This is a genomic window from Streptomyces longispororuber (assembly GCF_024448165.1).
In the GTDB taxonomy this organism is placed as follows: domain Bacteria; phylum Actinomycetota; class Actinomycetes; order Streptomycetales; family Streptomycetaceae; genus Streptomyces; species Streptomyces longispororuber_A.
Window position 1 is genome coordinate 1 of record NZ_JAMOLN010000195.1, and the last position, 19,793, is coordinate 19,793.

Here is a 19,793-nt window from a genome sequence, read left to right on the forward strand (position 1 = left end):
CGCCTCGCCCGCCGCCGCGGCCGCGTACTTCGGGGCGAGCCTCGCCTTCCACGCCGACGTCTCCGACGTCGCCGCCGCGCTCGCCGCCGACGGCGACCCCGGTTTCGTCGTCCTCGACTCCCGCTCCACCGAGTCCTGGGACCAGGGCCACGTCCCGGGCGCGGTCCACCTGCCGACCGCGCTCATCCCCGAGCAGGCCGAGCAGCTCCTCGACAAGTCCGTGCCCGTCGTCACGTACTGCTGGGGCCCCGGCTGCAACGGCGCCACCCGCGCCGCCCTCGCCCTCGCCCAACTCGGCTTCCAGGTCAAGGAGATGCTCGGCGGCTTCGAGTACTGGGCCCGCGAGGGCTTCGCGTACGAGACGTGGGAGGGCCCGGCGCGCAAGGACGCCGACCCGCTGACCGCGCCGATCGACGCCGACGACTGCGGCTGCTGAACCGGCCGCCCGGGGCTGTTGAACCGGCCGACCGCGAGCTTCTGCCCCGATCGACCGCGGCTGCCGAACCGGCCGACCGCGAGCTTCTGCCCCGATCGACCGCGGCTGCCGAACCGGCCGACCGCGCGCTTCTGCCCCGATCCACCGCGGCTGCCGAACCGGCCGCTCAGCTCGCGCGCGAAGCAGCGCGCAGGAACCGCACGTCCCGGTGGCCGACGGAGTCCACCGGCCGTGCCGCCCGCAGCACCACGTCGAGCACGGCGTCCTCGTCGCAGGCGTAATGCCCGCTCGCCCAGGCCGCGTTGGCCTCGATCACCGCGAACGTGCCGTCCGGCGACAGGCGTCCCACGTCGACCACGATCGCGCTCGGCAGACCCGTGGCGGGCAGCCGAGCGACGAACGCCAGCACCTCGTCGCGCGACGGATCGTCGTCGAGCGGCGCCACGTCGAGCGCACCTCGGCGCCCGTACCGGCTCCCGGCGTGCACGGCACCGTCCAGCAGGAACAGCCGGTACTCCACCTCGAACGCCACGATGTCGCTGACCAGCACCGGTGTCGCGTCGTCCACCGCGTCAGGACCCGGCAGCCTGCTGCCGTCCGGGTAGACGCGCGCCGGGAAGCTCTTGTCGTTCGGCGGCTTCACGAACGCGGGCCGTCGCAGCTGCCGCGCCTGCGCGACCGTCGTCAACTCGACGTCCCGACCGGTGAGTTCACGGGGCAGCGCGGCCAGCCAGCCGGGCGCCGCCTCCAGCAGACCGAGCCCGAGCTCCCCGGCCACCGCGTCCGCGAACCGCGGCCCCGCGTACAGGGCCGCACCCGGGTGCGCGCGCCAGGCGGCCGGCGTGCGCCGGTCGTGGAACGTCTCCACCCGCAGCCCCCGCCGACGGGCCGCGTCGGCGAGGACCCGGCCGGTGGCCGTGTGGCGGGGCTGAAGGAAGAGCGTGCGTGCGGTCATGGGGCCATTGAATCCCCTCGGCGATCGACGGCCGAGGGGATTTCCTGGCCCCGCCCACCGCAAGCCTGGCCCCGCACACAGCCTGGCCCGCCTACGACTTGGCCCCGCCTACAGCTTGGAGAGCTCGTCCACCAGGTCGTCGAGACCGAGCGACCCCTGCGACAGCGCCGCCATGTGCCACGCCTTCGCGTCGAAGGAATCGCCGTGCGCCGCCTGCGCGTTGGCCCGGCCCAGCAGCCACGCCCGCTCGCCCAGCTTGTAGCCGATCGCCTGGCCGGGGATCGACAGGTAGCGGGTCAGCTCGCTCTCCACGAAGTCCGCGGGACGGCTGCTGTGCGCGCCGAAGAACTCCTGCGCCAGATCGGGCGTCCACCGCTCACCGGGGTGGAACGGCGAGTCCGCCGGGATCTCCAGCTCCAGGTGCATGCCGATGTCGACGATGACGCGGGTGGCCCGCATCATCTGCGCGTCCAGGTATCCGATCCGGGTCTCCGCGTCGGTGAGGAAGCCGAGTTCGTCCATCAGCCGCTCCGCGTACAGCGCCCAGCCCTCCGCGTTCGCGGAGACCCCGCCGATCGTCGCCTGGTAGCGGGAGAGGTCACCGGCGACGTGCGCCCACTGCGCCAGCTGCAAGTGGTGACCGGGCACGCCCTCGTGGTACCAGGTGGACAGCAGGTCGTAGACGGGGAAGCGGGTCTGCCCCATCGTCGGCAGCCACGTGCGGCCCGGGCGGGAGAAGTCCTCCGACGGCGGCGTGTAGTACGGCGCGGCCGCGCTGCCGGGCGGCGCGATGCACGACTCCACCTTCCGTACCCGGTCGGCGAGTTCGAAGTGGGTGCCGTCGAGCGCCTCGATGGCCTCGTCCATCACCTGTTGCAGCCACTGCCGCACCTCGTCGACGCCCTCGATGTGCCGGCCGTGCTCGTCGAGGTGCGCGAGCGCCACCCACGGCGTCGCCGCGCCGGGCAGGATCTTCTCCGCCTCGACCCGCATCTCGGCGAGCAGCCGGTGGAACTCGCTCCACCCGTACGCGTACGCCTCGTCGAGATCGAGGTCCGTGCCGTTGTAGTAGCGCGACCAGCGCGCGTACCGCTCGCGGCCCACGACGTCCGGCGCGCCCTCGATCGCGGGCGCGTACACGTCGCGCATCCAGTCGCGCAGGGCGACGACCGCGCCGTCCGCGGCGCGCGCCGCCGAGGTCAGCTCGTCGCGCAGCGCCTCGGGCCCGGCCGACGCGAAGTCCTCGAACCAGCCCCGCCCGTCACCCGCCCACTCCGTGAGCTGCCCGAGCACCGTCGCCGTCGGGCGCGGACCGCCGTACAGCTTCCGCTCGAGACCGAGCGCCAGCGTCTCGCGGTACCCCTCGAACGCCGCCGGCACCGCCCGCAGCCGCTCGGCGATCGCCGCCCAGTCCTCGTCGGTCTCGGCCGGGGTGACCGTGAACACCTCACGGACGTGGTGCACCGGCGAGCCCAGGTTGCCGACGGCGCGCAGCGGCTCCTCCGCGTCGTGCACGGCGAGCTCCGCCGTCAGCCGCTCGCGCAGCAGCCGGGCGCAGCGCCGCTCTGCGTCGCTGTCGGCACCAGGCAGCCGCTCCGCCTCGTCCAGGCGTACCAGCGTCCGCCGCGCCAGATCGGCGACGGCCGCGACACCGGCGGGCGAGAGGTCGGGCAGTTTGCTGTGTGCCTCGGGCACACCGAGGTACGTCCCGTTGACGGGGTCGAGGGCGACCAGGGCGTCGACGTACGCGTCGGCGACCTGCCGGGGCAGTTGAGCGTGAGGGATGGCTGACATGCGGGTCATCCTCGTACGAGTCAGAGGGCCGCGCCACCAAGATTGTCCCTGGAATCCGCGGCGCCGCCGACCGGTCCCGGGATCTGTGGCGCGCCCGGCGGCAGCAGGGGTCCGCACTCCCACTGCTGGAAGATCAACCGGGTCTCGACCCGCGCCACCTCGCGCTGCGAGGTGAACTCGTCGAGCACGAGACGCTGCAGGTCCGTCATGTCCCGCACGGCCACGAGCACCAGGTAGTCGTCGGGGCCCGTGAGGTGGAAGACGGTGCGCGCCTCGGGCAGCGCCCGGATCCGCTCCACGAACGGACCCACCAGCTCCCTGCGGTGCGGGCGCACCTGTACGGACAGCAACGCCTGCAGACCGCGGCCCAGGCGCGCCGGGTCGAGCCGCAGCACGTGCCCGAGGATCACCCCGGAGCGACGCAGCCGGGCGACCCGGTCGAGACAGGTCGACGCCGCGACCCCGACCTGCGCGGCCAGATCCCGGTAGGTGGTACGGGCATCGTTCTGCAGCAGCCTCAAGATCTCGAGATCGACCGGATCGAGTACGACGGAATCGGCCATTCGGCGAACGTAGCACGGGAGTTGATCCGGCGACCCCGCCCGATGTTCAGCATGCTGTGCATGGACATCTACGAGGACGTGCCGCACCCCGGGACCCACCCGCGCCCCCGGGCCCTCGCCACCGAAGCCGTGCACGCGGGCCGCGACGATCTCGCCGCCCTCGGCCTGCACGCCCCGCCCATCGACCTGTCCACCACCTACCCGTCCGCCGACAGCCGAGCGGAGGCCGCCCGCATCGACACGTTCGCCGCCGACGGCGTCCTCGACGACGGCCCGCCCGTCTACGGCCGCCTCGGCAATCCGACCGTGGCGCGCTTCGAGACAGCGCTCGCCCGGCTCGAAGGCGCCGAGAGCGCCGTCGCCTTCGCGAGCGGCATGGCGGCCCTGACCGCGGTCCTCCTCGTCCGGCTCGGCGCGGGCCTGCGCCACGTCGTCGCGGTCCGCCCGCTGTACGGGTGCAGCGACCACCTGCTGACGGCGGGGGCGCTCGGCTCGGAGGTGACCTGGGTGGACCCGGCCGGCATCGCCGACGCGATCCGCGCCGACACCGGGCTCGTGATGGTGGAGTCGCCGGCCAACCCGACGCTCGCCGAGGTCGATCTGCGGGCCGTCGCCCACGCGAGCGGCTCCGTACCGCTGCTCGCCGACAACACCTTCGCCACGCCCGTCCTGCAGCGGCCGGTGGAGAGCGGTGCCCGGCTCGTGCTGCACAGTGCCACGAAGTACCTGGGCGGACACGGCGACGTGCTGGGCGGTGTGGTGGCGTGCGACGAGGAGTTCGCCAGGGAACTGCGCAAGGTGCGGTTCGCGACGGGCGGCGTGCTGCATCCGCTCGCCGGCTACCTGCTGCTGCGCGGTCTCTCCACGCTGCCGGTACGGGTGCGCGCGGCCTCCGCGACCGCGGCGGAGATCGCCCGGCGGCTCGCCGCCGACCCGCGCGTGACCCGCGTCCACTACCCGAGGATCGGCGGCGCCATGGTCGCCTTCGAAGTGGCGGGGGACCCGCACGCGGTGACCGCCGGGGTCGGTCTCATCACCCCGGCGGTCAGCCTCGGCAGCGTCGACTCGCTCATCCAGCACCCGGCCTCGATCAGCCATCGCATCGTGGCCGCCGACGACCGCCGGGCGGCGGGCGTCAGCGACCGGCTGCTGCGGCTGTCCGTCGGCCTGGAGGACGTCGAGGACCTCTGGGCCGACCTCGATCAGGCGCTGGGCAGGGAGACGGCGCCGGAACTGCTCAGTGGCGTCAGTGGTGCTCGGCCTGCTCCGGAGCCGGCCGCGACACCACCGGCGTAGCGTCGAGCCGGGCCGTGATCACCAGCGTGCCCTCCTCGATCTGGTAGTCGAGCGGCAGGCCGAGGCCGCGCATCGCCGCGACCATGCCCGTGTTGGACGCCTGCGTCACCGCGTACACGCTCTCGCAGCCCGCCTCGATCGCCATCGCGACGAGGCGGCCGAGCAGTTCGGAGCCGACGCCGCGGCGCTGCCAGCCGTCCTCCACGAGCAGCGCGATCTCGGTCTCGTCGCCGTCCCAGAGCAGATGGCCGAGGGCGACGATCCGGCCCGAGGCCGTCTGGGCCGCGACGGTGCGGCCGAACCGCGGGCTGAGCAGGTGGTTGAGATAGCGGTCCGCGTCCTGCACCGGACCGTGGTAGCGCATGCTCAGCGTCCGCTGCGAGCACCGCTCGTGCATCGCCTTCGACGCCGCCACGTCGGAGACGTCGGCGCGGCGCACCGTGATCTCGTTCCCCTCGGGCAGCGTCAGGACGTCCTGGCTGCTCGGCACCCGCGGCCCCAGCCTCGAGTCGAGCTCCACCAGGGCGCGGGCGCGCGCGAACTCGGTCGGCGTGAACGGCAGGTACGGCCGCTCCACCGTGATCACCCCGCCCTCCGGCGTGCGCAGCCGCATGACGGTGTCGTCGAAGGCGCCCTCCACCGGTGCGGCGTCGCCGCCGTCGGCCGCCGGGGACGCCGCGGGCAGCGACTTGATGGTGCAGCGGCCCAGCAACTGGCGCAGCGCCAGCGGCAGTTCGGCCGCGTCGAGCGCCGTGCGCGTGGCCAGGCCGAGGATCCGGGTGGGGGCGTCCACCAGGTCGTGGGCGTCCGCACGCTCGATCCAGGTGCCGGAGCCGCCCGCCCTGGCCACCACCCGGGACAGCTCCGCGGCGGGCACCTCCTGCGGCGCGCGCAGCAGGAACTCGTCCACCGTGCCCTCGGCCAGCGGATGCGTCTGCAGGCTCAGGATGTCGACCCGCAGCCGGGCCAGTGCCGTGCACAACGACGCCAGCGAACCCGGCTGATCCCGCACCGTCGTCCGCATCCGCCACAGCGCGCTCTGCGCCGGGTCGAGCGGCGCCGCGGCCGACCCCGCGGCACCGCCCTGCCGCCCGGCCGCCGTCCCGTCCTGGTTCAGGACGAGCGGCCGGGCGCCGGTATCCGCCACCGGCGGTGCATGGCTCGGGCGTCGTGACCACCACACGTGGAATCCGGCCGTGGCGACCAGGACCACCGCCGAGATCACGAGCAGGGCCGGTCCGTCGGGCCCGTGCCCGATCATGTTCGCCACGGCGTCCGCCACCGCCACCGCCGTGAACAGGGCGGCCAGTTCGACCAGATCCCTGCGCCAGTGGTGGGTCGGACGGCCGTGCTTCACTCGCGTCACATCAGACATGTCTGGACTCATGCATCCACTGTGAAGGAACGGTGTTGCGTGATCACGAACGGTTTGTGACCGATGGGTAAAGAGTGCCTATGCCGGTTTTGGCTGGATTGTCTCTCTGAGGGACGGTGGTCGGCCCGGGCGGGGCCGAGTCAGCCGAGTGCCGTGTGCAGGCGCCGCGCCTGCGTCACCAGCCGCGACGAACCCTTCCGCGCCGCCACCTCCGCCACGCCGAATATCCGTCCCTGCGCCCCCGTCCGCTCGGCGCAGTCGGCCGCGATGCCGAGCAGGTCACCGAGACCGCGCAGCCCGGCCGGACTCTCCTTGCTCGCGAGCAGCACGGGCAACAGGCCGCGCAGCACCGCGAGGACCGTGGCGTACGCCCCGGTCGACGCGGCCGTCCCCAGCGAGTCGGCGATCCGCGTCGTCTTGAGTCCGCCCAACGCCCAGGCGCGGGCCGTCGCCGCCCCGAGCAGCTCGGCGTCCAACTGCCCGCGGCCCGCGAGGATCAGCAGGGCGTCCACTCCGGCGAGCCGGTCCTCCGGATGGCGCGCCGCGAGACCGTAGGCCACCGTCAGACGGACGGCGCTCCCCGCCGGCCCCTCGGCCTCGGCGAGCAGCGGCAGGTACGCGGCGGCGCCCCGCACTTCGAGCACCGCGCAGTGCGCCACCTCGCGCAGCAGCCGGGCCGCCACCAGCTCGCGCCGCCCCGGGAGGGCCGCCAGCCAGTGACTGTGCTCCTGCGGAGTGCCGGACTCCGCGTACCAGTACCCGCGGTCCATGCCCCGGGTCAGCGGCTCCCCGAGCTTGCTGAACGGCTCCGGCAGCCCGTCCCGCAGCTCCGGCACCGCCTCCACGTCGACGAGCAACTGCACGTCGAGGGCCCGCTCCACGCTGCCGGGCTCAGCCGGCTCCGGCGCGGTGAGCCAGGCCGCGACCCGGTCGCCCTCCGCGGTCCCGAGGGCCGCCGCCGCCACCGCCGCACCCGGTGCCTGCGGGCTGCCGCGGTCGACACGGAGCAGCGCCTGGGCGAGGTCGGCCTGTCCCGCGCGGGCCCCCGCGGCCGCGTAGACCCGGAGTCGCGCCACCAGGTCGTCGGGGTCGACGAACCCGGAGCTCCACGTCGGCGTCGCCAGCAGGCACGGCACGGGCTCGGTACGGATCCGGTACGCCGCCTCCCACAGCCGCGCGTCGTAGGAACGGCGGAGCGCGAGGTCGCTGAACCGATGCCGGCCCGAATTACTCGGGTGCTCCTTCGCCGCGTGCAGGGTCCGCGTGTCCACCGCGTCCACCGCGGTCGCCGCCACGACCTCCAGGCCGAAGGGCGCGTCCCGGAAATACCGCTGGGTGTAGCCCTGCCGGTCCGCGTCGAACCACCAGCGCCGGGACACCGCCGGCAGCAACGCCTCCTTCAGCGCCGCACGGTCGTGGTACGCGTGCCGCATCAGTCCGTCCAGTGTCCGCTCGAACGCGGCCATGTCCCCGCCCGACGCGAGGATCGCGCCGACCTCCTCGGCCACCTCCTGGGCGGAGTCCGGCGCGGGCGCGAGGCGGAACGGCTCCGGCGCGGACGGCAGCACCTCCTCGTACGGGCCCTCGGCCGACAGGGCGACGCCCAGCACCTCCTGCGCGCGGGGGCGCAGCCCGGCGCTCAACTGGTCGGCGGACAGGGCCAGTCGACTCCGGGTCCCGGTGCCGGTCGCCGCGATGTGCCGGGCCACCAGCTTCAGGGCCCGCTCCTGCACCTCCGTGTCCGGATGGCCGAACGCCTCGCCCACCGCGGGCAGCAGCTCGTCCGCGACCGACGGATCCCCCTGCGCAGCGCCGCCCTTGAGGACCTTGCCGAGCAGCACGAGCTGCGCCCGCACCAGCTTCTTCTCCGGACGGAACAGCACCGCCGCCGACACGTCGGCCAGCGTGCGCGCCGTCACCCCGCCGTCCGCGGCGAGCGTGCCGAGCACCTGCTGCGCGTGCGCCGCGACCGGCGCCGCACCGTCCGCGCACAGCGCCACCCAGTCCGCGATCCGCTCGCCCTCCTCCTCACGGGTCAGCGCGAGCGCGTCGAGCACCAGCAGGAACAGTCGCGTGTCCGACTGCCGCCCGCCCCGCAACAGCCGGGCCACACAGGCGTCGACCAGCGCCTTGCGCTCCACGACGCCCTCCTCCGCGAGCGTTGCGAGACCGCGCGGCCAGCTATGAGGACCACCGGCGTCGAACCAGTCGAGCCGGCTGCCGATGTCGTCCGTCTCGAACAGCGCCGCGGTCAGCTCGCCCACGTGCGGCTCGGCCCGCAGCCGGTCGGCCAGCGGACGGTCGTGCCTGCGCCCCGAGTTGACGTGATCCACCCAGCCGACGACATACGCCTCCGTCGTGGGCACCGGACACCCGGACAGGGCGACGAGCCCCGCCACCAGGTCGTACGAGACACCGCGCGACTGCGGGAGGGCCGCGAGCCGGTGCGCCACGTCGGCCAGCCACTCCGTCTCCCGGTCGCCGAGCATGTGCAGCACCGCCTGCGGGGCCGCCCGGCGCTGCCACCGCCAGTCGGCGGCGCCCAGCCAGGTCGCGGCCGCCGCGGCCCCCGTGTGGCAGGCACCGCCGGCCATCTGGAGCGCCGGATACGCCACGCGCGCCCCGGCTCCCCAGGGCTCCGCGCGCAGTTCCTTGCGCAGTGCCTTCAGCTCCGGCAGACAGCTGCGGCGCTCCGCGTCCGTCATTGCGTCGAGCAGCTCCGCCGTCCGGTCCAGATCCCCCTTGCGCACCGCGCGCATCAGCACGTCCTGGCTCATCGCGCCCCCTCCGTGATCGTCGTGGCCTCGGCGCCGGCCGCGCCCGAAGGCGTCGCGCCCCGCCGCACCATGCGGACCGCGAGCGCGTGCTTGCAGGGCCCGCGCCCACCTCGATACCTGGCCCACCACATGCACGTACAACTCGACGTCCCCCCGTCCTCGCGGACCCGGTGCACATGACCGTCGTCCGCCGCGACCGTGCCCACCTCGCCCCGCAGCGCCACCGCGCCCGCCCGCACCAGGGCCCGTGCGTCCCGCAGCCGCGGGTTGTGCCGCTCCACCCGGTCGGCCTCGTACGGCAGTTCTCGGTGGAAGTACGCCGCCTCCGCCGTGTCGTACCCGACCCGCCCCGACGTGCCGAGCCGTACCAGGGCGGCCCGCACCCGGTCCACCGGCAGCCCGGACGCCGCCGCCAGATCGGCGAGGTCGATCCGCGGCTCCCAGGCGAGCAGCACCGCTGTCAGCTCGGCGTCCTCCGCCGCCTGGTCCGTGGCCAGCGACTCCAGCACCCCGCCCTCGCCGGAGAAGCCGCGCGCGGCATCGGGGGAGAGGGTGAGCGTCAGCCGCATTCCCGGAAGGACCGCCTCCCAGGCGCTCGCCACCGCCGCGTCCGACGCCGCCACCGGCCCGTACACCCGCAGCGCCGTCGCGTGCCGGAGCACCCGCTGCAGCGCGACGAGCCGCTCCGGGCCCGGCAGGCAGACGGCCCCCGGTACCGCGCGCGTCGTCGGCCGCAGGCTCCGGCCCGCCGGCACCACCCAGCGCGCTCCCCGGCCCGAACTGCGCGGCAGCGACCGCAGGAACCGCACCGCGTCGGCGGCCGGCAGCTCGGCACGCAGCTCGAAACCGGCGGCTATGACCTGGGCCTCGGCGAAACCGCGCAGCCAGCGGTCCGGCAGCGGCACCTTCTTCTCCACCACGGGCCCGTCGAGCGTCGTCACCGTCAGCTCCTCCGGACCCACCCGCAGATGCAGCGGGTCGTCGCAGCCGATGCGGGACAGCGCCTCGCGCAGTGGATTGTTCACATCCACATTGGTCGTGCCGTGCCGCACCTCGTCGCCGTCCAGGCCCTCCGCGAGCACGTCCAGGCGGGCGTACACACCGCCGCAGCCGGAGAACGACTCGAACCGCAGCCGGTCGCCGCTGCCCGTCACCACCGGGTCGAGCGAGGCCCGCAACTGGCGCTGGTAGTAGCGGGCCGCCGCCACGTCCGCCACCGCGAGCAGCCCGGCGGACGCCACCTGCGGCGCCGTCAGGAACCCGGCGAAGAACCGGGGATGGTCCTGCGGGCCCGAGGGCGTGGCACCCCGCGAGGTCTCCAGTCCCAGCAGCGCTGAGCCCGCCGAGGACTCCAGCGCGGAGGGTCGGCGATAGGTCACGGCCTGTGTTGATCGCGTCATGGGAAAACCGTAGAGGCGACCACTGACAATCGGCTCTGACCTGCGACTATCCCTATTTCAGCGGGAGTTGGGCCGGGCCGGGGAACGCGGCCGGACGATCACTGTCCGTCCGCGTTCCCCGGCCCGGCCGCCGCGCTCACTGCCCGACGCGCCCCGGCTGCAGCGTCTTCGAGAACAGCACGTCGCCGCCCTCCTGCCGCAGCCGCACCGTCAGCTCGCCGCTGCCGCCGTCGATCTCGACCTCGCCGAAGTACGGCGGCGTCTCCATCGGCGAGGTGTTCGCCCGCGACGGCGCCTTGATGAACGCCTGCTGCGGACCGAACGTCCCGTCGAGCTTCGTCGCCTGGAAACCGCCCGCGGCCAGCGGACCCGACACGAACTCCCAGAACGGCTCGAAGTCCTGGAACGCGGCCTTCGACGGCTCGTAGTGCTGCGCCGACGTGTAGTGCACATCGGCGGTCAGCCACAGCGTGCCCGTGATCCGACGGTGCTTGATGTGCCGCAGCAGCTCGGCGATCTGCAGTTCGCGCCCGAGCGGCGCGCCCGGGTCGCCCTGCGCCACCGCCTCGAAGTTCGTCGCCCCGTCCGGCACCACGAGACCCAGCGGCATGTCGGAGGCGATCACCTTCCACGTCGCCCGCGACCTCGACAACTCACGCTTCAGCCAGTCCAGTTGTTCGGCACCGAGGATGCCGGTCGCGTCGTCTGCCTGCCGGTTCGCGGAGTTCGCGTTCCGGTACGTGCGCATGTCGAGCACGAACACGTCGAGCAGCGGGCCGTGCCGCAGCACCCGGTACACGCGGCCCTCGGCATCGCCCGGCGGCAGCGTCGACACCGGGAAGTACTCGCTGAACGCGCGCAGCGAACGGGCGGACAGCACGTCCGCGTTCTTCTCCGTGTACCGGTCGTCGTTGAGGATCTGGCCCGGGTACCAGTTGTTGTGGACCTCGTGGTCGTCCCACTGCGTGATCGTGGGGACCTGGGCGTTGAAGCGGCGCAGGTTCTCGTCGAGCAGGTTGTAGCGGAACGCGCCGCGGAACTCGGCGAGCGTCTCGGCGACCTTGGCCTTCTCCTCGGTCGTCACGTTGCGCCACACCCGACCGTCGGGCAGCGTCACGCTGGGCAGAATCGGTCCGTCCGCGTAGATGTTGTCGCCGCTGCACACGAAGAAGTCCGGGTCCAGGGCGCGCATGTCCTCGTAGACGCGGTAGCCGCCACGGTCCGGGTTGATGCCCCAGCCCTGGCCCGCGATGTCGCCCGACCACAGGAACCGCACATCGTCGCGGCGCCCCACGGGGGAGGTGCGGAACGTGCCGGACACCGGTTCGCTCGTGCGCCGCGGGTCGTCCGGGTCGGCCAGCAGGACACGGTAGTGGACCTGTTCGCCCGGCGGCAGGCCGTGCAGCCGGGTCGTGCCCGTGAAGTCGGTTCCCGCGCCGACCAGCGGACCCCGCCATCTCGTCGCCTTTTTGAACGACTCGGTGGCCGAGGTCTCGACGATCATCCGCGCGGGCCGGTCCGAGCGCACCCAGACCAGACCCGAGTGCGCGGTCACGTCACCGGCCTGCACGCCCCAGCCCGCCTTCGGCCGCCCCGACAGGGCGAAGGCGGGCGCGGTCCCGCCGCCGATCGTCGGCAGGGCGAGCGCCGCCGACGCGGCGATCGCGCCCCGCAGCACTCCGCGGCGGCCGGGCAGGGGACTCTGCGGACGGTGTGACATGGGCGCCTCCAGTGACGGTTCCGACGACGGTGCGGTGCCATGGGTGCGCGACGCCGCGGAGCCACACCTACTGTTTCACCACGGCGCGCACACGAACCCCAAGTGAACAACTGTCCCCACCGTCAAGGGAACCGGGCGCGCGGCGGCCTCCTCCCGCAGACGTAGGTCTCCGGACGCGGTACGGCCCGTCCGCGTGCCCGATGACCTCAGGTTGCCCGCTGCATAGGCTCGGCGCACCGCGTCGAAAGGGACCCTCATGACCGCAGCACACCTGTCCACCGCCCACATCCGTGTCGCGCGCCCTTCGAAGGACCTGGCCGCCGCGGAGGCGTTCTGGACCCGCGGGCTCGGCCTGAGCGTGATCTATCGCGCCGAGGGAGGTCCGACCCCGGGCGAGCACGACCTGCTCATGCTGGGCTGGCCCGACGCCACCTGGCACCTCGAACTCGTCCACGAGCAGGCCGCGCCGGTGTCGCCCCGGCCCACCGAGGAGGACCTCCTGGTCGTCTACGTGGACGGCCCCGTCCCGGACGACCTGGTCGCACGCCTCGAAGAGCACGGCGGGCAGCGGGTGAAGTCGCCCAACCCCTACTGGAACGAGTGGGGCGTCACCGTGGAGGACCCCGACGGCTACCGCCTGGTGCTGTGCACGCGCGCGTGGTCCAACTCCTGAGCGGCGCACGCCAGTAGGCGCACCCCTTCGGTGATCCGGGCGGGCGACAGGTGGGCGTAGCCGAGCACCAGGGGGACCCCGTCGCCCGTGCCGCTTCCGTAGTGGCTCAGCGGACGCACCGCCACTCCGGCCGATGCGCACCGGTCGAGGAGGGCGTCCTGGGGACCGTAGTGGCCGGGGAGCGTGGCGATGGCGTGCAGTCCCGCCGCGATGCCCGACACCTCGGTCCCGGGCAGGTGCTCCCGCAGAGCGGCCACCAGTGCGTCCCGCCGCTCCTTGTAGGCGCGTTGGCAGCGCCGCAGCTGACGGTCGTAGTCGCCGCGCTCGACGAACCGGGCCAGGGCGGCCTGGTCCAGCGCCGGATTGCCGAGGTCCATGTAGCGCTTGGTGGCCACGATCTCGTCGGCGAGGCCGTCGGGCACGACCAGCCAGCCGAGCCGCAGCCCCGGCGCCAGCGACTTGCTGACCGAACCGGTGTAGGCGACGTGATCGGGGTCGAGTCCCTGGAGGGCGCCCACCGGCGCACGGTCGTAGCGGAAGTCGCCGTCGTAGTCGTCCTCCACGACGAGCCCGTCCACCTCCCGCGCCCAGTCCAGGAGTTCGGCCCGGCGCCGCGCGGTGTACGCGATGCCGGACGGGAAGTGGTGCGACGGCGTCGTGACCACGGTACGGACCCCGGAGTCCCGCAGCGGCCCCGTGCGGAGCCCCTCCGCGTCCACGGGCAGCCGCACCGCCTGCGGTCCCGCCGTGGCGAACAGGTCCTCGTACTGGGGGCTCCCGGGGTCCTCGACACCGATGCCCCGCTGCCCGCGCGCGTGGAGCACGATCCCGAGCAGCGTCACCGCCTGCGTCACCCCGGAGCACACGATGATCCGCTCCGGATCGGCCACCACGCCACGGCGCCGCGTGAGCAGTTCGGCGAGGGCGGTGCGCAGCCGGGGCAGGCCCCGCGGGTCGGGGTAGCCGAGGCCCTGGTGCGGCAGTTCGGACAGCGCGCCCCGCTGCGCCGCCGCCCACGCCGCACGCGGGAACAGCGACAGGTCAGGGCTGCCCGCCACGAAGTCGGCCCGGACCCCGGGAGAGCTGCCCGGGGCGAGGTCCCTGGCCCCCGGCGCCGGCGCCCGGACCGCCTCGCCCACCCAGGTCCCGGCCCCCCGGCCGCTGCGCAGATAGCCCTCGGCGGTCAGCTGCTCGTACGCCTCGGTGACCAGGCCGCGCGAGACCCCGAGGTCGCGCGCGAGATCCCGGCTCGACGGCAGCCGCGTCCCCGGAGCGAGCCGGCCCGTCCGCACCGCCTCCCGGAGCGCGGACTGCAGCGCGCGACCACGCGCGCGTGCCGGAGCGGCGGCCGCGGGCAGCAGCAACTCCCAGGCGGCGGAGGGTGCGAGGGCGTCGGGTGTCATCCCGTGGACCCTAGTCCGCGCGGCCGATTGGTCCTCGAAGGAGTCCGGCAAGTGGACCTCGAACCGGACCAGTGCGCCTCCTAGCGTCGACCTCATGAACGCCACATCCGTACGAGGCTCCCTGCTCGCCGCCGTCGCCTGCATCCTTGTGGGCGGCTCCTTCACCGCCAACAGCGTCCTGGGCCACTACCCGTACGCGGGTGGCCAGTTCCTCCGCTACGGAGTCGCGTGTGTGCTGCTCCTTCCCCTGGTCGGGCGCGGCGGACTGGCCCCGCTGCGGCACCTGAGAGGACGGCAGTGGGGGCGGCTCGCGCTGCTCTCGGCCGTCGGGATGGTGGGCTTCAACCTCGCGGTTCTCGCGGCGGAGCGCACGGCGGAACCCGCGGTACCGGGTGTCTTCGTAGGATGCGCACCCGTCGTCGTCGCTGTCCTGGTCCCCCTGCTGGGCGGACGGCGTCCCCAACGGGCCGTCCTCTACGGTGCCCTGCTCGTGGCCGCCGGCGCGTTCACGGTTCAAGGGTGGGGCCGTACGGACCTGCTCGGGATCGTCTTCTCCGTGGGCGCGCTCTCCGGAGAGGTAGGTTTCGCGGTGCTCGCCGTCCCGGTGCTGCGTCCGCTCGGCCCGCGGCTCCTGTCGTGCACGGTGTGCGCGATCGCCGCGCTGGAATCGGCGGCCGTGGGCGTGGCCGTCGACGGCGCCGCCTGGCTGCGCGTCCCCGACCGGTCGGAGGCCGCCGCCCTGGTGTGGCAGGCCGTGATCGTCACGGTGATCGGGTTCGTGTGCTGGTACATGGGGATGCAGCGGATCGGCGCCGAGCGGGCCACGCTCTTCTCCGGGCTCATCCCCGTCGCGGCCGCCTGCACCGCCCCGCTGGTCGGTGCGGGGTCCTACGGGGTCGCCCAGGGCATCGGCAGCGCGCTCGTCGCCACCGGTGTCGCCCTGGGTTCCGGTGTGTTCGGCCGCCGGTCAGCGGCTGGTGTCGAGGATGACGCGGGCCACGAGCGCCGGGTCGTCGTGCATCGGCACGTGGCCGCAGCCGGGAAGCCTGACCAGGCGCGCGTCCGGCAGGACGTGCTTGGCGCGGATCCCCTGCCGGCGCACGAGGAGCCGGTCACGGGTGCCCCAGGCGATCGTGACGGGCAGCTCGGGGACGGCGTCGCGGAAGAGCACCCCGCGGCCCGCGTCGAGGGTCTGGCGGAACCCGGTCGCGTCGCGCAGCGCCAGCGTCTCGGCGACCACGGCCTCCGGTGAACGGCGCCCGGGCCGGGCGTAGATGGTGCTGGTGAGCGCGGCCCGCCCGACCGCGGAGCGGGACAGCCGCTCGATCACCGGAAGCGGCATCGCCCGGGCGCCCTGCCGCATCGCGAGCAGCGTGCCGAACGCGTAGCGGCGCTCGGCCTCGCTCCAGAACCCGGCGGGGGACAGCGCCGTGACGGACCGTACGAGCTTCTCGCGGCCCAGCTCCAGGGCGAGCAGGCCGCCCAGCGAGTTCCCGGCCACGTGCGGCCGCTCGATCCCCAGCTGACGGCAGAACGCGTCGAGGACCGGCACCACGCTCGTCAGGTCGTACGCGAGTCCCTCCGGCAGCGCGGGCGACGCCCCGAACCCCGGCAGATCCACGGCGATCACGTCCCGTTCGGTCGCCAGGATGGGCAGCACCGGCTGCCACGCCTGCCAGTGGTGACCGATCCCGTGCAGCAGGAGCAGCGGCTCCCCGGCGCCCGCGCGTTCGTACGTGAGGGTCACGGTGCGCGGACCGCCGGGGCTCTCGATGCTGAAGGACGCCTGTGCCGCCATGTCGCTCGCTCCCTGTCCCCGTCACGCCGCGACGGTTCCTTAGACTCCTTGTCAGCAACAATTACCGCTGAGTAGCCCCCAGTTCAAGAGGGGGAGCCGAAGAGACGGGCGGAGGGGTTCGGGCGGGTGGGATCAACCGGCCGACCGGATCTGCCAGTTGAAGTCCCCGTGCCCGACGCTGCCGTACAACGTGAGCCACAGGGGCATCATCAGCTCCACCGCCCGCGCCGTCTCGATGCCGCCCAGGTCCACCACCCGCTCGCGCGGCCAGCCGAACTCGCCCAGGAGACCGAGCACCTCCTCCTTGGCCTCCGCGTCGTCCCCGCTGAGGAACAGCTGGTGCTCGCCCGGCACCCTGGACGGATCGGTCATGACGGCGAAGTTCAGCGTGTTGAGCGTCTTCACGACCCGCGCGCGGGGGAACTCCCGCTGCAACTGCGCCCCCACGCTGCCGATGTCGTCCAGCGGCGCGAGCCGCACTCCGCCGTCGACCTGCTCCAGCTTGTTCGACGTGTCGATGACGACCTTCCCGTCGAGCTGCGCGGCCCCGGCCGCCTGCAGTGCGGCGAGCGCGACGTGGCCGCCGACCGCCTCGATGATCCGCTCCCCGAACTCGGCGGCATCCGCGAAGGTGCCCGCGCTCGCCCGCGGGCCCGCCTGCTGCGCCCACTCCAGGGCTGCCGGATTGTCCTTGCTGCGGGCGCCGAGCCGTACCTCGTGCCCCAGCTCGACCAGCTTCCCCGCAAGCGTCCGCCCGACGATCCCCGTGCCCAGAACCGCGTACCGCATCGCAGCCTCCCCGACCTCACGCCGACCCTCGGCGCAGGCCCGCCCATTCTGCTGGCGGACGGTTCGGCTCCGCCTGGACAGGCGCCGATTCGTCGGTTGGGATGGGGACGTGGCCACCGACACCGTGATCGACGTCTTCGAAGAGCACCGTCCCGTCCTGATGGGCGTGGCCTACCGGATGCTGGGCCGCGTCGCCGACGCAGAGGACGTGGTCCAGGACGCCTGGCTGCGCTGGTCCCGGGCCGACCGCGCGGAGGTGCGGGAACCACGCGCCTACTTGGTGCGCATCACCACCCGCCTCGCCGTCGACCGGCTGCGCCAGGAGCAGGCCCGGCGCGAGTCCTATGTGGGCCCCTGGCTGCCCGAACCGCTCGTCACCGACTTCGGGCCCACCGTGCCCGACACCGCCGAACAGGCCGTGCTCGCCGACTCCGTCTCGCTCGCCGTGCTCGTCGTCCTGGAGTCGCTGTCGCCGCTGGAACGCGCCGTGTTCGTCCTGCGGGAGGCCTTCGGCCTGCCGTTCGCCGAGATCGCCACCATCCTGGAGCGCGGCGACAGCGCGGTGCGCCAACTCGCCGCCCGTGCCCGTAAGCACGTCGAGGAGCGCCGCCCCCGCTTCGACGTGGACCCGGCCCAACAGCGCGACCTCACCGAGCGGTTCCTGGCCGCCGCCTCCGAAGGCGACCTGGACGGCCTCATGGCGCTGCTCGCCCCGGACGTCCGGCTCGTCGGCGACAGCGGCGGCAAGGCCAAGGCGCCGCTGCGCGTCATCGAGAGCGCGGACAAGGTGGGCCGGTTCATGATCGGGGCCGCGCGGCTGGACGGCGACACGGCCTTCGAGTTCCGTTTCGTGGAGCTCAACGGCGGCCTCGGACTGCTCGCCCTCGTCGACGGCAAGCTCGACGCGGCCTTCCAACTGGGCGTCTACGAAGGCAAGATCCAGGGCGTCTATATCGTGCGCAACCCGGACAAGCTTCAGTCGCTCCTGTAGGCGCCGTCTTCCGTTCCTGATGTGCCGTGAGCCGGCGGCCCGTTGAGGCCGCCGAGACCCGTCCCGCGCCGCGTCCGCCGGGGCGGGTCACTTCTTCGCGCCTTCTCATGCCCGATTCATGCGGGTCTCACGAACGCCGTATGAACGGATCGCGGCCCTCCGTGAACGCTCTGCGGCAAGGCCCCTGTGCACGCCGTAACCGATCGAGGATTGGTCTTGACCAAGTCTGGGGGCGGCCCTACGCTCGCAGAGATAGTGCAGGAACCTTTAATAAACAAGGGCGCTAAAAAGCCGCCGGGACACGGCGATTGCGGAGGACAGGGTGGGGACCACGCAGTTGGAAGCGGCACCGGAGCCGAAGTACTGGCACCTGAAGACCGTGCTCAGCGAGGCGCTCGACTCGGAGTTCGCCGTGGGGGAGATCCTGCCGAACGAGCGTGACCTCGCGGCCCGGTTCGGTGTCGCCCGCGCCACGCTCCGACAGGCCCTGGAGCAGCTCGAACTCGAAGGCCGGCTGCAGCGCCGCCGCGGCGTCGGCACGACGGTCGCGCCGCCCCGGGTGGGCGTCGCCGTCGCCTCCACCGACCAGGACTGGCCGGGTGCCAGCGGGGACGCCTGGCAGGCCGTGGACTGCACGCCGGACGTTCCGCCGGCCGCCGTCGCGGGCATGCTGGAGACCGCCCCCGGCGAGACCGTGCACGTCCTGCGGCGCACCCGTGTCTCGCACGGGCAGCCCGTCGCGGCCGAACTGCTCTACGTGCCCTCGTCCTCGGTGCCCGACCTCACCGCCATAGACGCCCCGTCCGGCGCCGCACGCGCGCGTGCCGTCCTGCGCGAGCTGCAGCGCTTCGGCCTCGACGGCCAGGACCGCGCGGTCGAGCTCGGTTCCGCCCGCGCCGACGACGCCAAGGAACTCGACCGCCTCCCCGGCGCCCCGGTCCTCGTCGTCACCACCCGCTACTTCAGCGAGGGCATCACGGCGGCGGTCTCCGTGGCGACGTACCGAGCGGACACCTGCCGCCTGACCTTCGGCGACACCACAGGCGTAGAAATCCACCACCCCGCCCACCCCCAGGCCTCCTGACCTTCACCGGGCAAGCAAGCCACCAGGGGCGCGGGGAACTGCGCAAACACCCCCACTGACGTTCAGTCGCCAGGCATCCGCAGCGGGCACTCGAAGGGGCGCCCCTCCAGGGGCGCGGGGAACTGCGCGAGAACCACCACGCACGTTCACTCGCCAAGCACCCGCAGCGAGCACTCAGGGAGGCGCCCCTCCAGGGGCGCGGGGAACTGCGCGAGATCCCCCGCGCACGTTCACTCGCCAAGCACCCGCAGCGGGCACTCGCAGGGGCGCCCCTTCAGGGGCGCGGGGAACTGCGCAAACACCCCCACACACGCCCACCAGCCACACAACCCGAACCGACCCCCACACCAGGCGCCCCCCACTCACCGGCGGGCCGTCACCGTGCTCTCCGTGGCGAACAACTGCTCCTCCACGTGATCCAGAGCCAACCGCAACGCCCCCGTAGCCACAGCAGCCTCACCCAGCAGCGACAGAGTCACCCGAGGCGGCCGGAGGCAATACCGCTCCAGCTCCCGCCGCAGCGGATCGAGCACACCGTCGAGCCCGGCGGCCCACCCGCCGACCACGACAAGCTCGGGATCCAGCGCGAGCACCAGCGCCGCGACATCGTGCACGAGCCGCTGGATGAAGCGCTCGACCGCGGCCTCGGCCCGCTCGTCGCCCTCCCGCGCCAGCGCGAACACCTTCGCCACGGCCTGCTCGTCCAGCGGATGCAGCGGCTCGTCCGTCGTGGACAGCA

16 protein-coding genes and 1 pseudogene are annotated in these 19,793 nt (G+C 73.6%); 6 read left to right on the forward strand and 11 right to left on the reverse strand.

Features of this window, described 5'->3' with window-relative positions:
- On the forward strand, window positions 1-436 hold a 436-nt coding region (locus tag M4J07_RS37705), incomplete at its 5' end, for a rhodanese-like domain-containing protein (protein WP_255979811.1).
- 166 nt (window positions 437-602) lie between these two features.
- Here the strand turns inward: M4J07_RS37705 and M4J07_RS37710 are convergent.
- The 3 genes from M4J07_RS37710 to M4J07_RS37720 form a co-directional block, all read right to left on the reverse strand.
- Window positions 603-1,391 carry an ATP-grasp domain-containing protein gene (locus M4J07_RS37710; RefSeq protein WP_255979814.1) on the reverse strand — a complete coding sequence of 263 codons (789 nt, stop codon included), beginning with the start codon at window positions 1,389-1,391 and terminating at the stop codon, window positions 603-605.
- 108 nt (window positions 1,392-1,499) lie between these two features.
- Entirely contained in the window at window positions 1,500-3,194 is a 1,695-nt protein-coding gene (locus M4J07_RS37715; RefSeq protein WP_255979816.1) for a DUF885 domain-containing protein, read from the reverse strand.
- A gap of 11 nt (window positions 3,195-3,205) precedes the next feature.
- Window positions 3,206-3,748 (reverse strand): Lrp/AsnC family transcriptional regulator, encoded by a 543-nt coding sequence (locus M4J07_RS37720; protein WP_255979818.1) that lies wholly within the window; start codon window positions 3,746-3,748, stop codon window positions 3,206-3,208.
- Window positions 3,749-3,808: 60 nt separating this feature from the next.
- Between M4J07_RS37720 and M4J07_RS37725 the strand changes: the two genes are divergently transcribed.
- Window positions 3,809-5,044, forward strand: a complete 1,236-nt coding sequence (locus M4J07_RS37725) for a trans-sulfuration enzyme family protein (protein ID WP_255979820.1) — start codon at window positions 3,809-3,811, stop codon at window positions 5,042-5,044.
- On the opposite strand, the gene M4J07_RS37730 is transcribed toward M4J07_RS37725, so the two are convergent.
- The 4 genes from M4J07_RS37730 to M4J07_RS37745 form a co-directional block, all read right to left on the reverse strand.
- Window positions 4,995-6,419 (reverse strand): GNAT family N-acetyltransferase, encoded by a 1,425-nt coding sequence (locus M4J07_RS37730; protein ID WP_255979822.1) that lies wholly within the window; start codon window positions 6,417-6,419, stop codon window positions 4,995-4,997. The genes M4J07_RS37725 and M4J07_RS37730 overlap by 50 nt on opposite strands.
- Before the next feature lie 140 nt (window positions 6,420-6,559).
- Complete coding sequence (locus M4J07_RS37735; protein ID WP_255979824.1) at window positions 6,560-9,196, reverse strand: DUF7824 domain-containing protein; 2,637 nt, start codon at window positions 9,194-9,196, stop codon at window positions 6,560-6,562.
- Window positions 9,193-10,596, reverse strand: coding sequence for an SWIM zinc finger family protein (locus M4J07_RS37740; protein ID WP_255979826.1), 1,404 nt, complete (start codon window positions 10,594-10,596; stop codon window positions 9,193-9,195). Before M4J07_RS37740 ends, M4J07_RS37735 begins: the two co-directional genes overlap by 4 nt.
- A gap of 136 nt (window positions 10,597-10,732) precedes the next feature.
- The gene (locus M4J07_RS37745; protein ID WP_255979828.1) at window positions 10,733-12,316 is read right to left on the reverse strand and encodes an alkaline phosphatase D family protein; all 1,584 of its coding nucleotides are present in this window, start codon (window positions 12,314-12,316) and stop codon (window positions 10,733-10,735) included.
- 256 nt (window positions 12,317-12,572) lie between these two features.
- Between M4J07_RS37745 and M4J07_RS37750 the strand changes: the two genes are divergently transcribed.
- On the forward strand, window positions 12,573-12,989 hold the full coding sequence (locus M4J07_RS37750) for a VOC family protein (protein WP_255979830.1): 417 nt from the start codon (window positions 12,573-12,575) through the stop codon (window positions 12,987-12,989).
- Here the strand turns inward: M4J07_RS37750 and pdxR are convergent.
- Complete coding sequence (pdxR, locus tag M4J07_RS37755; RefSeq protein WP_255979832.1) at window positions 12,947-14,392, reverse strand: MocR-like pyridoxine biosynthesis transcription factor PdxR; 1,446 nt, start codon at window positions 14,390-14,392, stop codon at window positions 12,947-12,949. The two genes, M4J07_RS37750 and pdxR, sit on opposite strands and share 43 nt — an antisense overlap.
- A 94-nt stretch (window positions 14,393-14,486) precedes the next feature.
- Here pdxR and M4J07_RS48030 point away from each other — a divergent pair.
- Window positions 14,487-15,275 (forward strand): annotated as a pseudogene (locus M4J07_RS48030) (DMT family transporter); the annotation flags it as partial.
- Window positions 15,276-15,359: 84 nt separating this feature from the next.
- Here the strand turns inward: M4J07_RS48030 and M4J07_RS37775 are convergent.
- Complete coding sequence (locus tag M4J07_RS37775) at window positions 15,360-16,190, reverse strand: alpha/beta fold hydrolase (RefSeq protein WP_255979834.1); 831 nt, start codon at window positions 16,188-16,190, stop codon at window positions 15,360-15,362.
- Window positions 16,191-16,322: 132 nt separating this feature from the next.
- Window positions 16,323-16,979 carry an NADPH-dependent F420 reductase gene (locus M4J07_RS37780; RefSeq protein WP_255979836.1) on the reverse strand — a complete coding sequence of 219 codons (657 nt, stop codon included), beginning with the start codon at window positions 16,977-16,979 and terminating at the stop codon, window positions 16,323-16,325.
- Between the two features lie 109 nt (window positions 16,980-17,088).
- Between M4J07_RS37780 and sigJ the strand changes: the two genes are divergently transcribed.
- Both sigJ and M4J07_RS37790 read left to right on the forward strand, forming a co-directional pair.
- Window positions 17,089-17,970: an RNA polymerase sigma factor SigJ gene (gene sigJ, locus M4J07_RS37785; RefSeq protein WP_255979838.1), complete on the forward strand. Its 882-nt coding sequence runs from the start codon at window positions 17,089-17,091 to the stop codon at window positions 17,968-17,970.
- Window positions 17,971-18,292: 322 nt separating this feature from the next.
- Complete coding sequence (locus M4J07_RS37790; protein WP_255979840.1) at window positions 18,293-19,054, forward strand: GntR family transcriptional regulator; 762 nt, start codon at window positions 18,293-18,295, stop codon at window positions 19,052-19,054.
- Window positions 19,055-19,416: 362 nt separating this feature from the next.
- Here M4J07_RS37790 and M4J07_RS37795 read toward each other — a convergent pair.
- On the reverse strand, window positions 19,417-19,793 hold a 377-nt coding region (locus M4J07_RS37795; protein WP_255979842.1), incomplete at its 5' end, for an ROK family protein.

What these genes read in the sequence shown, in the direction of transcription:
- M4J07_RS37710 (WP_255979814.1), bottom strand. Translation starts at nt 1,391, where the DNA reads ATGACCGCACGCACGCTCTTCCTTCAGCCCCGCCACACGGCCACCGGC.
- M4J07_RS37715 (WP_255979816.1), bottom strand. Translation starts at nt 3,194, where the DNA reads ATGACCCGCATGTCAGCCATCCCTCACGCTCAACTGCCCCGGCAGGTC.
- M4J07_RS37720 (WP_255979818.1), bottom strand. Translation starts at nt 3,748, where the DNA reads ATGGCCGATTCCGTCGTACTCGATCCGGTCGATCTCGAGATCTTGAGG.
- M4J07_RS37725 (WP_255979820.1), top strand. Translation starts at nt 3,809, where the DNA reads ATGGACATCTACGAGGACGTGCCGCACCCCGGGACCCACCCGCGCCCC.
- M4J07_RS37730 (WP_255979822.1), bottom strand. Translation starts at nt 6,419, where the DNA reads ATGTCTGATGTGACGCGAGTGAAGCACGGCCGTCCGACCCACCACTGG.
- M4J07_RS37735 (WP_255979824.1), bottom strand. Translation starts at nt 9,196, where the DNA reads ATGAGCCAGGACGTGCTGATGCGCGCGGTGCGCAAGGGGGATCTGGAC.
- M4J07_RS37740 (WP_255979826.1), bottom strand. Translation starts at nt 10,596, where the DNA reads ATGACGCGATCAACACAGGCCGTGACCTATCGCCGACCCTCCGCGCTG.
- M4J07_RS37745 (WP_255979828.1), bottom strand. Translation starts at nt 12,316, where the DNA reads ATGTCACACCGTCCGCAGAGTCCCCTGCCCGGCCGCCGCGGAGTGCTG.
- M4J07_RS37750 (WP_255979830.1), top strand. Translation starts at nt 12,573, where the DNA reads ATGACCGCAGCACACCTGTCCACCGCCCACATCCGTGTCGCGCGCCCT.
- pdxR (WP_255979832.1), bottom strand. Translation starts at nt 14,392, where the DNA reads ATGACACCCGACGCCCTCGCACCCTCCGCCGCCTGGGAGTTGCTGCTG.
- M4J07_RS37775 (WP_255979834.1), bottom strand. Translation starts at nt 16,190, where the DNA reads ATGGCGGCACAGGCGTCCTTCAGCATCGAGAGCCCCGGCGGTCCGCGC.
- M4J07_RS37780 (WP_255979836.1), bottom strand. Translation starts at nt 16,979, where the DNA reads ATGCGGTACGCGGTTCTGGGCACGGGGATCGTCGGGCGGACGCTTGCG.